The organism is Actinoplanes sp. TBRC 11911, from assembly GCF_012933445.1.
GTDB lineage: Bacteria > Actinomycetota > Actinomycetes > Mycobacteriales > Micromonosporaceae > Actinoplanes.
The window spans coordinates 126,300-142,983 of record NZ_JABBNC010000027.1 but is presented as its reverse complement, the minus strand read 5'-3'; the positions used below and the strand labels follow the sequence as shown (position 1 = coordinate 142,983).

The window sequence follows — 16,684 nt, the reverse complement described above, 5'->3', positions numbered from 1 at the left end:
TAGTCGCCTGAGTCGCGCAGGCGTTCGCGTAGACGTTCGGGGGTCAGCTCGATCAGCTGGTCCGGGCGTAGTGACGGGTCGAGCAAGCTCAGTTTCACGCGGGTGCGCGGGCCGTGTGACTCACGATCGAAAGGCACGACATTGACGGCGTATGCGGGCAGCCGCACGGTCACCTCGGTGGTCGATGGTGTGTATGCCGTTGCTGGTTGTGACGGCGATGCGGGCCTCGATCACCCGGATGGTGCGTCCGGCGAGCGCTGATTGCCAGGATCTGTCCCGGTGGCGGGCGATCAGGGGCAGCTTCCGGTTCGCTTTGCACCGGATCAGCACGTCAGCGCCGGTCGCGGTTGAACAGTTCGGCGGCGGCGTAGTTACGGTCGGCCAGTAGCAGCATTCCCGGGTGCAGGCTGGGGCCAGTTGTCGGGCCTGGTCGAGTTCGCTGGTGCCCAAAGGGGCGAACACAGCGTCGAGCACCGAGCGGGTGCCGCAGGACAGCAGCGCGGACAGGCGTAGCACGGGGTAACCGGAGCCGCCGTGGTTCCCACAGGCTTTGCGGTAACGGCCAAGGTTCGCCGGCTGTCGGCCACACTGAGCTGGGTTCCGTCAATCACGCAGGTGAGCAGGCCGTGCCAGCGCACTACGCAGCCGGCCGCTATTCGGTGGCCAAGGCCACGATCATCCACATGACGCGTGTTGCCGCAGTGGAGCCGGGCGAGAGTGGAGGTCGGGTCAACAGCGTGTCGGCCAGCGTTGTGCTTACGGGAATTTTCGGTAAAGGTGCGGGGCTCGACCCGGCCGTCGCTGATCGCACCGCGGGTGGTCTGGCCGCCGTTTTTCCCGACATCATGGGGGACTACCAGCCGGTTCGCCGACCGGGTACCACCGACGATGTCGCCTCCGCCGTGACGTGGCTGGCACGTGATGCGTCGTCTCTGGTCAACGGCCGCAATTTGGCCGTCGATGGCGGCGGCCATATTTTGGTTAGCCGCGCCGAAGAAGCGCGTCTCGCTGCACTCCTGAGCCCTGCTAAGGACTAAGGCCTTTTGGACCGCCGAGTTTCAGGTTGGGCGCCCGGTTGCCGCGGCTCTCGTCGGTGTCGTCGAGACGGCGGTGCCGGTCCGCCGGGCTTCTGTCCGGACTCGGACCCTGATCCGGGTTGGCGCCGCTCTGGCCGTCGCCGGACTCAGGAAGGCCCTGTGTTGGTCCAGGTTCGCGGCGACCTGCCGGGCGGCAGCCTCGATTCGGGCCTGGTTCGGCGTCGCGGACAGGTCTCCCATGGCGATGTTCGCCGCGGCGTTGTACAGCTCGTGGTGATGTTCCTGCATCACCACGGGTCCACGCCCGCAGCCCGTCGTTGTCAAAGTGGGTGAAAGGTTCACCGTTCCACTCGATGACGCCGTCGGTCGGGGTCCGCAGGCCGGCGATCATGGCCGCCAGCATCGATTTCCCGGAGCCGTTCTCCCCGACGAACACGACACGACCACCATAAACACCAGTCAAGCCCCAGCTCTGCCCGGTCGCTGGACCCTGTGCTGAGTGTCATGACCCCTGATCCGACGTCGGTGGCTGGTGCGGTTGAAAGGCTGTCGGCCCTGCTGGGGAGCTTTTCGCTTGTCGGCGTGGCCCGTGACGGTGACTGCCTCAGTGTTGCTCCTCGGGTGACGGCAGCAGTGCGGGAGGTCGGCCTCCCAGCCGACGCCGTCAACATGCTTGGCTGGCTAGATATGGCCACTGTGTTGCATGCATTCCCGAGTTGGGGCCGCTATCTGACGTTGGCGAGCAGAGATTTCTCGGCTTCAGCCATCAGGTCACGGTCACGATGGGATGGGCAATGGATGCAACCGCCCAACAGTTTCGTGATGATCTGCCCGAGTGTTGGATTGCGCCGCTGGACCAGTACCTGGCGCGGCTTGCCGGCGTCGGCGAAGTGACTGTGGCTTAGCCGAATCGCGGCGTGCGATCCGACTTGCCGTCCAGGGGCCCCGGATCCAAATCCTGTCAGCCCGACAAAATCGCCGAGAACCGGGTGGATCTCGGCGATCGTGTAAGCGATGGAACACCGCGAGATGGCTCTGCGAACGGTTGATCGCCGAGCACGCGATGGCGCGTCTCATCGAGTGGTGTGCCGTTGCGTGGATGGATGCGGGGCGCGGATCGCGGTCGCGATTGATCGCGCTCCGGGGGCCTTCGCCCCGCCGGATGCACCGTTTCAGCGCTTAGGTGGAGGTGGGGTCACCACCATGGCGAGCGGGTGATCTTTATGCTGTTCGGTCGTCGGGTCGTACCTGGGCGTTACGTGTTGAATCGTTGCGCACGTGATCATCGGAAGACCGCGCCGCCGGTGGCGGTGACTCGTAGCTCGCGGCGGAGCTCATTCTTCAGTATTTTTCCGGTGGTGTTGCGCGGGAGTGTGTCCACGACTTTCAGTTGTGTCGGTAGGCACCAGTCGGTCATACCCCGAGCGGTCAGGAAGGAGTTTAGCTCATTGAGGCTTGGCGGCGGCCCGGACGGCACGATTACGGCGACCGCCTCGTCCAGGATCTCGCCCTCGATGGATACACCGACCAGGGCGACGTCGCGGATTCCGGGATGGTTGAGTAGTTCTGCTTCTACGTCAGCGGCCGGCACGACAAAGCCGCGGTTGATTCTGTCAGCGGTGCGGCCCATGAGGCGGATACCGTTGCGTCCATCGGGGATGGCTAGATCGCCGGTTTCGTACCAGCCTTCGTCATGATCGGCAATCATGGTCACCTTGCCGCTGTCCCGTCCAACGGTCGCGATACAGACGCTAGGACCACGCATGAACAGCGCTGCTGGGTTGTTCCGATCGATGGGGTCGTTGCCACGGAGGTCGAGCTCGGTGCCGGCACCGGGTCGGCCGTCACTGTGAGCGCTCCAGTCCGGTGGGTCGGTGCGTCGGGTCCAGGTCCCGAGCATGACTTCGGTCATGGCCCAAAAGCTTTGTAGGGCTACGCCGGTGACCGCTCGGGTCTTGCTCACGAGGTTGGGCGGGACCGTAGTGGCGCCGGTGATGACGCGGCTGATGGATGCGGTGGTGAGCTCGGGGTACTGCTCCCAGAGTCCGATCAGATACTGTGGCGAACCACTGACGAGGGTGGCGTGGGCGTCGTCGATAACAGTCCGGGCGGCGGCGGGTGACCACTCGTCCAGCAGTACCGCGGTAGCCCCTGTTGTCGCCGGCATCATCAAGCTGTAGAGCAGACCGAACATGTGTGTCAGCGCATGCGGATTGAACATCACATCGGCGGGGCCGACCTCTTCTTGTACGGCGTAGTCCTGACCACCGGCATACATCGTGTTGTAGGTGTGCAGAACGGCCTTCGGCTCGCCGGTGGTACCCGACGTGAACATCACCGCGGCTACGCGGTCAGGGTTGTCACGCGCGTCCGCTAATGCCAGCGGTTCCCACTGCCGCTGCTCGAAGTACTTGTGGAAATTGATATCTGCCGGTCCATCGCCAAACACTACGGTGGTTCGCAGGAAGGGCAGGCGTGTGCGCATTTCGGCGAGAGCGGTGGCGTGGTTATACATGTCGAACTCGGCCACCGTGATCACCACGACCGGCTTCAGGCAATCAAGCATGCGCTCCAGCTCACGCGCACGGAACGTGGTGGTGATCGGCGCGACTACGGCCCCGGTCCGGAGCACAGCGAGAATCAGCGCGCTCGTCTGCCAGAGGTTCGGCATCTGAACGGCGACGACACGGCCGGGGCCGGCGCCCAGCGACCGCAGAGCAGCGGCATAGCGTTCGACCCGGTCGGCGTACTGGGACCAGGAGAGTGATTCAGAGCCTCCCTCCGCGTGGTAGGAGCGCACCGCCACCGCGTTCGGCGTCTCCCGGCGCCGAACAACGAGGTCATCGAGGAGGGTTGTCGGCCGCCACCAGCCCTGCTCATGGTAGTGCGTCGCGATCTCTCGCTGTGGCTCGAACATCGCGGGCGGCCACAAACCGTCGTCTATCTGCATGTAGGAACCCGACGTCCACCATCTGCCCGAGGTTCTGGTCCGTGACCGACCTCATGCGACCGCGAGTAAACATCGGTCTCGCCAAAAACCCGCCTCCGCTAGATGAATCTCGCCAACACCGAGGCACAACGGACTGTGCGCGCAGCGGGTGAGGCTGCCGAGCGCACGGGGATGAAGCAGACCAGCCCGGGCGACTGTCCGACGAGGTGGCTGAATTCCTCACGCGCAGGGCGGATGCACTCGAACGCCGCGACACCAGAACGACGAGGTCAACGGGGAGCGTTCAGCATGTCGTAGCAGACACAGCTTCACTCTTCGACTCTGCCCGGCTCATCCTCCAAGGGGACACTGTCGCCACTCGGGCGCGGATCCACGGGTCACCTTCGTGCGGGGTGATGGCGATGTGAGGCTCTCCACCTGGACGGGCAACCATTTCGGCCTGGCATTAGTGGATTGCCGGCCCGGGCAAGTTGTACCGCCGCGCAGGCCTGCGCCAAGTGCGCCGGACCGGTGGCCGTCCGAACGTGGGCGCCTGCTGGCGAGGGTGGGCAACAGGGGGCGTCAATGTGCTCCGCGTTTGTCCTTACCGTCTGTGAGATACGAGTCCGTGGTCGTGTTTGCTCTACTTTCAACGGCTGTCCGTGCGGTGGGAAGCGCTGCTCCCCTTGACTTTCCTGAGTGAAGCGACATCGGCGTGGCCGCCGTCACGTTCACGCTGACTTGATGATCAAGTAGTCAGAAGATAGCGTCCCTCTCATGTGCGGCTGATCAGTCGGGTCACCGTGGCTCTGTCGTTGTCTCGAATGTTGACCTGGTCGTATCAATATTTGTCGTAACACTGTTCGCGCCTTCGTTTGAAAGGAACTACGCGCGAATCGCTGGGTCACCCTGTTCTGCATGCCGGTAGCCTGCGCTGTTGTGCGTCGAGGACTGTGGCGCCGATTTCCTGGCATGTTGGATCTGATCATGGCCGCAAGTTACCAGACGGGCAGTCCACGAAGTATCTGAGCAGCAATGGAAGCGAAGGTTCTGAGGGAACTCTTGCGCAACCTGATGCTGCGAGAGTAACGATTTCCGATCCCAATTTACTTAGAGCAACAAGCAAATACCTAGAAAGAGGATGGAACTTGCTCCGAGTGAAAAAGTGGCATGCCGGGGTGGTGGCGATAGCGTCTGCCATTGCCGTTACTGTCGCCAGCGGGAATGCCTACGCTGCGCTACCCGGGGAACAAGCCAGCTTCTACCAAGAACTCGTCGGTGGTAGAGCGCTGCAGACAGTAGACACGTACCACGAAGCCAACGATCCGTCGGGCAACCAGGTGGGAATATGGCGCGGAATAGATGACAACGACGTCTGGGTCAGCTACAACGACGCTGCGCCTTACCGGATACGCGCAGGGTCGCGCACAAACGTCGCCCCTTCAATAGTTCGGTGGGGCGGCGGCTGGGCTGCGTTCCATGTAGGTACCGATCACCGGATCTATTTCTCAACCTCCGATAGCCGTCCCACTGGGCCTTCCGATTGGGGTGAATGGACCCCAATCGTGGGCAATACTACGGCCCAGAGTGTTTCGGTTGCCCAGCCAGGGCCTGGCTCCCAGCATCTGATGTTGGTGTATCGCGGGGACCACACAGCCACAAGCGATGACCAGCGTTTGTGGTACATCGAGTTCGATGGCCTTCGTTGGTCCGCTCCCCAGCTCATGGGGAATAACGCGCGCAGCCCATCGGCCCCCACCGTGGCATGGCAGAGGGAAGTGCCCAGCGGAAGCCTCGACCGCTACTACGCCGTGCACCAAGGCACCGACGGGCACATCTATCTCTCGATCTTTTACCCGTCCGTGAGAGGGTGGTCCGACTGGCAGAGCCTGGGAGGTACCACCCATCACAGCCCAACGATTGCCGTCAACTCGAATGGCGAAGCCATCACGTCACATGTCGCTGACGATGGATACGTGTGGAGCGGCGTTATCGATCCGGGCTTCAGCCGCCCATTCGTCTTTCGCGGATTCCAGCGGGAAGTAAGCGGGTTCGCAGACTGGCGGACTAGTGTGGCGGTGGGTCTGGTCACACGAGGCGTCTACGTTTACATGCTACTCACCGCGCTAAACCACAATACATATTACAAGGTGCTCGGCACACCCTAACCTGGCCAACGTCGCCACTGCTATCGTGCATCATCGCACGAAACAGTCGGCAAAGAAGCTAGGCAGCCGCACCAAGGTGCGAATTTCAGAAAGTAAGCGCGGCCCCTATGATCATGCGCAATAAGTCTATTGGCGCAGAGCAAGAGATGGGGCCGCGCTTAGCTGTCGTCATCGTTACTTGATGTAAGGGCCGCACCGCGAAAATGCGGCCCGATGTCCGCCGATCAGCTTTGGTCCGGCAGGGCATTTTGGCCAAGCCGCCAGCGTGAACTCGATTCTGTTGCCCCGCCTGATTGATCTCTTCGGTGAACGCACCAAGCGGTCCACGGCGAGTAGCGCCACGGATGCCTCATGGCCAACTGCTCAGCGGTCACGGCCGAGAGCTGTACGGCGGCGGTCGAGGCATGACAGATTGGGCCACCCGCTATGCGATGTGCTGACCGGTAGCGCTCCGACATCGACAAGGCGATTACCGCGTCGGTGAATCAGATGGGGGATTTGGTGGGTCAGGTTTTGGGTGGTATCACGGATTTGTCTAAGGGTGATGTCAGTAAGGTGGATAGTTTGCGGTCTCTTTTGGAGAATGCTGAGGATGACAATATTCGTGAGGCGGGTGGTAAGGGGGGTAGGGCTGGTGCGGGTAGTGACAAGAATGGTCATCGTTAGGTAGTGCTAGTGGTGGGGTCATGCCGGGGGAGTGTTGGTGTGGCTGTGGTGGGTGGGGTGGGGATGGGGCGTCGCCGGTGATCGAGGTGTCGAACGGGGTCGCGGAGTTTTTGAAGTGGCTTACCGGGGAAGAGTTGCCGGGTACGGATCCGGATTTGCTGCGTGTGATTGCGGCGGCGCATGGTGATGCTGCTGATGGTGTCGACGAGGTCATTCCGATGTTGGTTGCGGGGATTAATCGGATTCGTGAGGGGGTGATGGGTGAGTCCGAGCGGGCCTTTGTCGACACGATGAAGGATTATGTGTCGGACGATGGGTTCCTTGCGGTTGCGTCGAAGTATGTGCGGCGTATGGGTAACGGGTTGGATGACACCGCGAATCAGGTGGAATACACGCAGATTATGGTGGTGCTGACCGTTATCGAGTTGATGGTCGAGTTGGCGGTGGCGCTGGCGATCGCCTGGTTTTATCCGGGGATCATGAGTGAGATCGCGGCGCGGCTGGTGATCGGCCGGTTCGTGATCGCGGAGTGGCTTGCCCAGTTGATCGTTGCGGTGGTCGCCAGTCAGGTCGTCGGTATCGGTTTGCAGGTGCTGATGGATGTGATCGCGCAGTTGAGCATCATGTCCGACACGCATGGCTGGAACGTCAACTTCACCCGGGAGGCGGCCGGGGTCGGGGCGTGGACCGGCATGGTCGGGTTGTTTCTGGGTGGGGCCGGCGGTGTGGTCGGTGGCTCGCTGGCCAAGGTTTTCACCGGTGCCGCATCCCGTTCCGGCGAGGCGGTGGTGGACAAGCTGGTCACGACGGCGGGTGGGGGTGCAGGTCACGCCGGTGGCGGACACAGTGTTGCTCGCACGCTGGGTCATGGTGTGGGGCATGTCGGCGAGGAAGGTGTGCACGAGACCGCGGGGGAGACCTCGTACAACGGGATGAAGCATCAGCAGATCACCGGGATCGGTGTAGCGATGACCGCGGTATCCGGTGGAGTCTCCGGGCTGGCGACCTTCACCGGAACGAGCATCGGTACCTCCCTCAACCACCTCACCCAGCCACACGACTCACCCACCAACAAACACGACGAGCACTCCTCGACAGACCAGCACTCGCCCACCAAGACAGACCACACAGCCCCACCCCCATACGAAAAGCCACCGCCCTATGCGAACGCGACACCGTTGACGGCTGTCCCGAACGGCCCGCCGCCACCCTACGAGAGTTCGAATGAACCGGTGATGTTGGTTGCTCCGAACACGGGGGCTATTTCGGACGGTCCTGGCCAGGCAGACGCGATCGTCATAGAAAGTCCTGTCCTGACTGGAGAGCCGCCAGGTGGCGGTCCGGCCTCTCTCGCTCATCCGGTACCGGAGAGCAGCCCAACCGGGAATAGGCCAAACAGCGGGCCGGTCGGAACGTCGGCCACGGGCGACGTTGTGACTGATGCGACAGCTGCGCCCGCCAGGGCTTCCGGCCCTGTCGGCAGTGACGTCAGAAGAACGGACACCTTCCCGGTATTTACCACGACCAACCCGGATGGCAACAGCAATCCCGTCACCAACGGCGGTCCGGCAACGAGCGCCGGCCTGGTGGGAACCGCCCCGACCACGGAGACCGGCCCGGGCGCAAACACTGCTCCAAGCACCAACGCTCCGTTGGTCGCAAACGAGGGCACGACCACAAACACTGACGCGCCCGCACATGACGCCCCTCGGGCGACCGCTGGCACGCCGGCACCGGGAGGGCCGGATCCGAAGGGACCATCCAAAGTCTCGGCCGAAGCGGTGCCTGCTACATCGAGTACGTCGACCGTCGACGCCCCGCCTGCAGCCCGGAAGGTCTGGTCTCAGCCCGAGGACGCGTCCGCCGCCGGCCCCACGCGTACCGAAAATCCGGTGAACCCAACGGCGACTGCCTCGTCTGCACCCGCGGCTGCCCCACCGATCAGCAACCAGCCTGAATCGCCGGGTAGCCCGGCCACGACCGAGTCCCCATCGGTCGGCTCAACCCAGGACATGCCCGTCACTACGACGTCGGATCCTGAGGGAACCGTGTATCCCGCCGCCGTTGAAGCTGCCGTCAATATCCATGTTTCACCCCGGGCCGTGTCAGCGTTGCGGCAGGCGACCATGCGGGTGTTCCGCGACGGCTCTGCCGAGGTATCGATGGATCGGCTGGAGCGGTGGGTTACCGACGTCGAGGTGAGTTCCGACGACGACGCGATCATCAACGCGGTGGATTGCCTGCCGCGAGCGTTGGGCGCGTTCACCGCCCTATACGGACGGTTGGGGAATGGCCGTGTGACGCTCGACGACAGCGTAACCCTCACTCCTACGGTCGCGGATCTGGAGACGGCACTCGGTAGCGAGTTCTCGTCCGCGCGTGGTGTCGCACCCGGCACGGTGTTCGAATTCGTCACAAGAAATCCGGGTGCGATGGTGCTCCTGCACACCCGCCGCCCCAATGGGACCAGTCACGTATACGGCCTCGTCGGGGACGGGCGCACGGGCGAGGTAAAGCCACGCTGGGTCGACTCCCAGCAGAGCGGGACGTTCCGCGACCAGGCCACGCCCGGCGATGCGCGAGCGGCCGACCTGAGCGCGGTGGGGACGCAACTGCTGGCGTTCGACAGCGGCGGTCGGCCGATCGCCCTGCCTGATCTGGGCGGGGTAACGCCGAGCGTGCCAGCGTCGACGGCCCAAGGCAGTGGCGGCGGAACCGCGGAGGCGTTGGTGGATCCGAGCTTGGACGCCGGCACACCCCGCGGCCTCGAGGATCGGGCACGGTACCCGATGCAGCGTCCCGCACTGAACCCCATCAGCGAGGCGCTGCCGGTACCCGGCCCCAGCAACGGAGCTCGGCGGTCGGAACTCGCGGCTCAGCTGTCCGATTCAAGAGTGTTCGATCGGCTGGCACCGGTGGCGGGTCGAGCGCCTCAGGCGCTTATCGGGGTGGCCGCCGAAACCGTCGAAGCGGTACGGGGAACTGTCACCGGCAACGGTGCGATGGCACCCGCCGACTGTGTCGCTCTCGCGACCGCCTTCGGGGAGAGGCTCTACGGCCGACGACCCGGTTTCGCCCACACTGACACTGCCGTCTGGTCGACCGGCCGCGTGATGCCCAATCTCACCGAGGCACGCAACCAGCTGCTCACCGACGGGTTCTGGACATCGACGGACTACGCGGCCATGGAGTCGGCGGCTGCGACTCTCCGCCGCGGAGGATCGGCGTTCGTTGTCGCGATTCGGCCGGGTCGCAGGCAGGCCCACGCGCTTGTTCTGCACCACACCTCTGAGGGGCCTCGCTGGGTTGATCTCCAGGCGCCCGATGGCAGCAGGGTTCTCGGATTGGGAGAGCAACCGGCGGCCCTGTCCCAGGCGACGGGGCTGTACGCCGCTCTGATCGACTCGGCCGGGACCCCGCGACCGTGGCCTGGTGTCCTCACTCGGCCGTCGACAGCACGAGCTCTCACCGACGGGCAGCCGAATCCCGGGGTTGGTTCAAGGCAAACACCACGATGGCAGGCACTCGCTGTTACGGAAGACGGGGCTGACTCATCCGCGCCTGGCAACGCCCCAGCAAGCACGCAGCCGAGTCCGCAGACCCGACCGCTCGGCCCTAGGCCGACTGGGACCGGCCGGCCAAGACACATTGAGCCGGACCAGGCCCGGCCATTTGCGTCAAATCGTTCTGGCCCACGGTTGATGGGCCCGCGGCCCCGAGCAGATCAGCTGGGGCCGTCGCGGCCGTCGCAGGGGCCGTCGCAGCCTTCGCGGGCGTTGCCAGGGTCGACGCAGACAGCGCAGGAGCGATCGACGCAGGAGCCGTTGCAGTCGTCGCTGCCCATGCGGCTAGCCGTCCCCGCGGATGGCTGGTGTTTTATCAACTCCGCGATCATCGTCGCTCCGCGCCAGCTCGCACGCCTGGTCTTTAATACCAACCCCAGAGTTGCGGCCTGGCTCGGCAAGATCGCCACGTTGACGGATATAGGTCGCGCTGATATCGCTGTACGGGACTTTTTTCCGCAGCGCGACGACCCTTCCGCCCGGCCCGAACTAGGACAAGCGGTCATCGCGATCGCCGACCGTATCGCCGATCTGATGATCCGCCACGAAGACTTCGGTGTTGTCGCCATTTATGCCTACCGCGGTTTCGCGGATGTTGAAGGACAACCAACTCGCGCGGAGCGCCTAGCTGTCGCGGACAAGGTCAGAAACTGGGGTGCCACGTGGGGGTCGGAGATAGGTGACTACTATCCGATTCTCCTGGCTGACGCCGTCGGTATGCGGCTGTTCATCGGGACTCCCAGTGCTCCGCAAGGGTATTATTCCCCTGACCCTCAAGCCCAAGTTGTCAATGACCCGAATGCGGGAACCCTGCGGGTCTGGCTGGAAAAGCAACACTACGACGCCTGGCCCCTCGTCAGTAGAACTCAGCCGCCACCCCCGATCGAGCGGGCCCCTCCCGAAGACAGGATTCCCAGCACGGCTCTGCGGCTGTTATTCAGGAGTTCCGAGGACAGCCCCATCACGATGGAGAGTTTTAGAGAAGTCCTCGGCCTTAATTCCGCCACCCCCACAGGACAAGTCCTGGATAGTATCGCCGCTGTCGTTGCGGCCACTAATGAAAGCCTTGGAAAAAATCACGCGGGAGCGCAGGTTCTCGAAAACCCGGAAAGGTCGATGTGGTGGCTGGATCCACCTATCAGCAGGCCAACTAATCCACGAATGGAGCAGAATCGGCTGGCTTCGCAAGATCAAAAGGCTGGTGCGACGGCCGGGTCCGACCCTAACGCCGACGGGATCCCGGCTTTGCGGCCACGCCCGGCTCGTCGTGCGGAAAGGACTGCGGGGCAGCCCCGGAGTGGACAGGATGGTGAGAAATCTGGTGGCGGAAGGCCGGAATCCCAACCGTTTCTGGAGTCTCAGTCGCAACCGGCTCGTGGAGCGCCGGGAGTCAGCCGGCGGCGCCCCCGTGGAATGGACGCCGTCGATGACTATGACAGAAAGCAAGCCGCGGTCTTCGGGCTGCTAATCGAAAGTTCCCGGGATAATCCCGTCAGCACGACGAGATTTAGAAAAGCCCTGGGCTTGACTGACTCCATTGCTATTGGCGAGGTCGAAAAAGAACTAAGAGCCGTTGCGGCGGGGATTAACAGAAAAAGAATCAAAGACGGTGACGCTGAAATCCGGATCCACAAGATCCAGGGAGAAACCGCCTCATGGTGGCTGGCCCCCACCGATTCGGCAGCTCCCTCTCGTGGAGCAGGTGTGGTCGGCCCGCGGCCTCGCGACGTCGAACCGCCACGCTTTGATACCTGGGTAGGAGCTGCGGTTTCCCAGCTGCCGAAGTGGGACGGCAGAACGGCGGATTGCGTACTCCGTGTCGACCGGGTGCTGGCGGCGCTGCAGGTTGGGTCGCGGCCGGTCGACGATGACGTGGTAAACGTCATTCGTATACAAGAACGACTAGGCGCTCAGCTTTTTCAGCCTACGTCCGCTGGCGCGTTCTCTCAGTTGCCGGCGGGTGCACTTACCGTGGTGTGGACGGAGCATCCGTCCGATAACCAGCACCTGATGCTGGTACACCGCCCAAGTTCTCCTAACCGGCCGCTAGTGCTGGTTGAGACTCAGGCTTCCGGCAACGAGCGGTACACCGTGCTGAGGTCGACTACGCTGTCTGGCTCGCTGCGGGTACCCGTCGATGATGATGGCCACCTCCTTTACGTCCGGCTGAACACGGACGCCGAGGCAGACTCGGTTCGCGGACGCCCGCGAGTGCAAGCGGCGAGGGTGGCTGTACCTGATGGCAGTCTTACGTCCGCGTTCACCGATCCATCGCGAAGCGCGCGCCCTGGTTTGCGAAGCGGCGCCGGCGGACCAGCCCTGGAATCGGTTATGAATCCGCGGCCCAGCCTACGAAACGGTGCGTCTCAGCCGGCCGTTAGAGACCCAGCAGAGCGGTCGTACATGGCGGTGGAACGGCGGCCGAACCTCAATCTCGGTTCAACACAATCACTGCGATCGGAACAGTCACGAGTCAAGATGAGTACGCTCACCCAGCGGTTCGGCCGCAGGATGACCACTGACACGGACAGCGATACCTGGGTGGCGACCGCGCTTGACCGGCTGCAGAACTGGGACGGTGAGTCGGCGGACTGCGTGGTCCGGGTCGGCTCGGTACTGACCGGGTTAGGGGTGCCACCGTTGCGGTCGGTCGGTGACGGCGACGTGGCGACCGCGTCCGAGATTGCCCTTCGACTGGGTGGGAAGTTTGTGCCCGCCTCATCTGAGGCGTTGACACTGTTGCCGCGGCGAGCGGTCACCGTGCTGTGGACGAAGCGTCCGAACGATCCTCAGCATATGGTGTTGGTACGCAGGCCGTCGTCGGATGACCGGCTGGTGCTGGTGGAGACGCAGGCCGCTGGCGATGAGCGGTACATCGCGGTGGATCCGGCCGCGTTGCCGTCGGCGTTAGGGGGTGCGCTGTGGGTACCCGTCAACGATCAGGGTTACCTCTTGTGGGTTCAACAGGACGTGGGTCTGAGATCGTCGTCGCCGGCCGTCGCGGATACCAGCCTCGCCGCCGCCATCACCGACCCGCCGCGACGTGCCAGGCCCGGCATGCAGCCCTCCGGCGGCGGCTATGGACACTCCACCAGCCAGTGGCATGCCCACAACCAAGGTCAGAACCTCGCTCAAACCCAGTATCAGCACCATTACCCGGCGTCTCTTATCGGCGTGCCTGGGACACGATCCCAACATGCGGCCCGCGCGGCGTACGCGATGATCAATGGGCTGCGGTGGCGTGGTGGAAGCGGCGCCGACGCCACTAACGGCTGGACGGGATCAATTGCCACTACAGGTGGCTACCACAACGACTTCCAATCCTGGATCCAGGATCGCGCGGATCTCATAGCCGAACCCTCAATATCCGATGGTGTCATGAATTGCTGGGAAGCCCTCTTTTTCGCTGCCTACCGGGCCGGACTCGTCACCAAGCAGCAACTCCAGAACATATACGCTCACGCCACCTGGACGGCATCTTCAGCGGCGAACGCCAAGCAGCATCAAATCGGAGACGTCCGATCGTACTCAGACGCGGCGCAGATCGCGCAAGCGGGCGACGACGCCTATTTTTCGTCACTGGAACGGGCGCTATATCGAGGAGACCTTTCGTCATATGACTTCTCCACGGCGTCGACCGGAATCGGTCAGACAACCATTCCGGTCGGAAACGTAGTGATCTTCGACAGATTTCGTGACCACGTCGCCCTTAGTCTCGGCATGCGTGATGCGCAGGGACGCCAGCTCGTGATGAGCCATTGGAATCGCCCGTTGTACTCCTACGATCCGCTCGACCTCAACCCCAACGCGAACGAGCCGCCGTCCGAGGTCGGCTGGATGCAGCTGACGACGGTGGAGGAACTGAAGCACTACGGCGGATTCAATGTTGTGAGGTTCGGAAGATTGGCGTGGGCGTAGCGGCTACACAGGTGGGCTCGAATGTGAGCCGGGGCGGACAATCCACCGGTTTGAACTGGGCCACATCTTCGCCTAATTCTTGCCCCTATGACGACCAGGTATCGATTATCGGCGCCCCCGTGTGGCAACGGGCGCGTCGACGTGGGCGAATCGCGCCGCGTGCGCGCGACCGCACGTCAAGGATCGCATTTGCCGTCCAAAGCAGACGTACGCCTGTCAGCGAACTCGAGCAGCTGGTGTCAGCGTCCGCACTAGTCGCCGATGCGCTCGGCGCGGGTCGGCGCCGGAGATGTTGGTCGCGTCGTGAGCGGCAGGGCAAGCCGCTGGGTAGTGCTCAGCCGCTGGCACAACACACCTTCGGCAGACGTCGGGGAGTTCGAGCAGTTTGCGAGTGAACTGCCGGACGAAACGATAAGCGGGGTCATGGCCCGGGCCGAGCCAATATCTGGCGTGCAGTTGTTCCGCTATCCCTCCAGCTGCCGCCGGTTGTTCGACAGGTTGGACCGCCGCCTGGCCGGCTATGTCGCGTCGATATATGAACCGCGCCTTGGTGGGGCGACGTTGACCGGTCGTCGTGAATTTTGTCCGGTTGGGGAGCAGACGGCATGAGGTTTGATCAGAGGATGGTTAGTGCATCGCCCACCGTGCTGCTGTTACATCATGCCGCCTGCCGTACCGCTAACACGTCGAGAATTAGGCGTTGGATGGCATCTTACTTGGACCCGCGATCGCGGGCTGGCGGCTTGTCGGCGTAAACGCCGAACCTACCCGCGTACAGGATGCCGTGTGGGTAGGGCCAGGGGTTGGCGTCACATCCGTGCAGGCCTAGCGTCTGCTGCTGCATTACGGGCGCCGGCCGCCCGGCACCGGGGCAGAGCTGGTGACCCCAGCCAAGCCGGTGTCCCATCTCATGGTTGATCATGTACGTCCGGTATACGGCCAGCGGTGCGCCGTAGTCGGGTACACCCTTCACCCACCGAGCCACGTTCAGCACCACGCGCGTGCCGTTACGGCAGGAAGTGTATCCGTCCGGGGTGTCTTCACAGAGCTTGTCTCGCGTATCCGGTGTCGCCAGATACACGGTAGTGTCATACGTCTCGCCGGCCCCGACCTGCCGGAATCGCCAAGCGCCGCCCGCAGTCCAGCCGCGACGGTCGGCGAGCGTGGTAGTGATCGTACGAGCGAATCCCGTGGGCGAGACGCCCTTGATGTCGCTCTCGATCTCGACCCGATAGCGAAGCACCCGTCCAGCGGTGCCAACCGTAGCCGAGCCCGTAGGAGCGATGATCCACTTCCGGTGGCCGTTCGCGGGATAGGTGATCTTGGTCGGTGGCGGAGTCGGCGTTTGGGGTGACGGCAACGGCACTATGCCACTACTCACTCTTGTGGAGGGTCGTGCCGCAAGGCTGCCCGCCGTTCCGCACGCCGTTAACATTCCGGCGATCGCCAGTAGTACTACCCATCGGAACAGCATCTCGTCTCCTTCTGCATTGCTGCGGGGAGATGACGATCGGCAGCGGTATCAGGTTGGTTGGAGTGAGGACCTGTCCGGCGTCCGATGCACTCGTCGCAGGCCTGCCGCCAGGCTTTATCGCCAGCGCGAAGGCAGCCAGCGAGTTGGTGATTCCTCCGGTGTGCGCGCCACCACCGAACCTTCCAAGGGCAGCAAGCGCTCCGCGACGGTGAAAGCCGACATCGCCGTCAGGCTGTGCGATGACGTGGCGGACCTTTGCTGGCCAGGGTGTCTCCCCGCCTATCGGTGAGCGTGGCCTATCTGGATACTATATTAGGTAGTCAGATGTGTGCTTGGACGTGCGGTTCGGCGGTCGTGCGGCTTCCGGCGTTACGTGAACGAAGGCAATCGCATGGTGGAGGTACATGGATTCGCGGCTCCGGGCTTTGGTCGTGTGAAGAGCATCTTGCCCGTTTCTTGGTACGCAGCAGATCGACCCGGGGTGCAGCTTTGCGTCTACGCGAGCGGGCGTCTCGTAGTAAATCTTTGAGGCGGCACCGACCTCGTCGGGACACACTGACGCCGCCAAGGGAGCTGTCCTCGGATCTCGATTCATGGCCGCTTTCCAGCCCGGCAAAGGCGCCGACACCCGGTCCGGAGTCGGGAACGTTGTCAGAGGTTGCCGAGGATTTGGCCACGTCGGCCCATCGAGATTATGAACCGTCGGACCGCCCTTGCACTCGGGCAGGCGTCGTTCAGCAGCGACGGTTCAGCGCGGAGTCCTGAAGCGAGCGTTCGGACATTACGGTGCGAACGGATAGATGGGCTGGGCCGACGCCGACTTCGATATCTCGTACGCCTGTGTGCGCCGCCGCTAGCCGTTCCCGGAGGCGGAGAACGAGCTGCTCTCCGCCACCCTGATGGACGCCATTCGCATCGCTGCCCCTGCG

The 16,684-nt window shown here is 63.4% G+C and carries 6 protein-coding genes; 2 read left to right on the top strand and 4 right to left on the bottom strand.

Going from position 1 to position 16,684, the window contains the following annotated elements; translation table 11 throughout:
* Positions 1-120: 120 nt before the first annotated feature.
* A complete protein-coding gene (locus tag HH310_RS30110) occupies positions 121-516 on the bottom strand; it encodes a hypothetical protein (protein ID WP_169179073.1) in 396 nt (131 codons plus the stop codon).
* A gap of 110 nt (positions 517-626) precedes the next feature.
* On the opposite strand from HH310_RS30110, the gene HH310_RS30105 reads away from it, so the two are divergent.
* Positions 627-1,037, top strand: a complete 411-nt coding sequence (locus tag HH310_RS30105) for an SDR family oxidoreductase (RefSeq protein ID WP_169179072.1) — start codon at positions 627-629, stop codon at positions 1,035-1,037.
* Here HH310_RS30105 and HH310_RS45890 read toward each other — a convergent pair.
* Positions 1,027-1,428 (bottom strand): hypothetical protein, encoded by a 402-nt coding sequence (locus tag HH310_RS45890; protein WP_396027554.1) that lies wholly within the window; start codon positions 1,426-1,428, stop codon positions 1,027-1,029. The genes HH310_RS30105 and HH310_RS45890 overlap by 11 nt on opposite strands.
* Before the next feature lie 891 nt (positions 1,429-2,319).
* The gene (locus tag HH310_RS30095; protein WP_169179071.1) at positions 2,320-3,987 is read right to left on the bottom strand and encodes an AMP-binding protein; all 1,668 of its coding nucleotides are present in this window, start codon (positions 3,985-3,987) and stop codon (positions 2,320-2,322) included.
* Between the two features lie 2,890 nt (positions 3,988-6,877).
* On the opposite strand from HH310_RS30095, the gene HH310_RS30090 reads away from it, so the two are divergent.
* Positions 6,878-14,281, top strand: a complete 7,404-nt coding sequence (locus HH310_RS30090) for a hypothetical protein (RefSeq protein ID WP_169179070.1) — start codon at positions 6,878-6,880, stop codon at positions 14,279-14,281.
* A 712-nt stretch (positions 14,282-14,993) separates the two neighbouring features.
* Here the strand turns inward: HH310_RS30090 and HH310_RS30085 are convergent.
* A complete protein-coding gene (locus HH310_RS30085) occupies positions 14,994-15,716 on the bottom strand; it encodes a DUF3152 domain-containing protein (protein ID WP_211192786.1) in 723 nt (240 codons plus the stop codon).
* Positions 15,717-16,684: the final 968 nt, after the last annotated feature.

Coding starts and splice junctions, on each gene's coding strand:
- HH310_RS30085 (WP_211192786.1), bottom strand. CDS start 15,716: ATGTTAACGGCGTGCGGAACGGCGGGCAGCCTTGCGGCACGACCCTCC.
- HH310_RS45890 (WP_396027554.1), bottom strand. CDS start 1,428: ATGATCGCCGGCCTGCGGACCCCGACCGACGGCGTCATCGAGTGGAAC.
- HH310_RS30095 (WP_169179071.1), bottom strand. CDS start 3,987: ATGCAGATAGACGACGGTTTGTGGCCGCCCGCGATGTTCGAGCCACAG.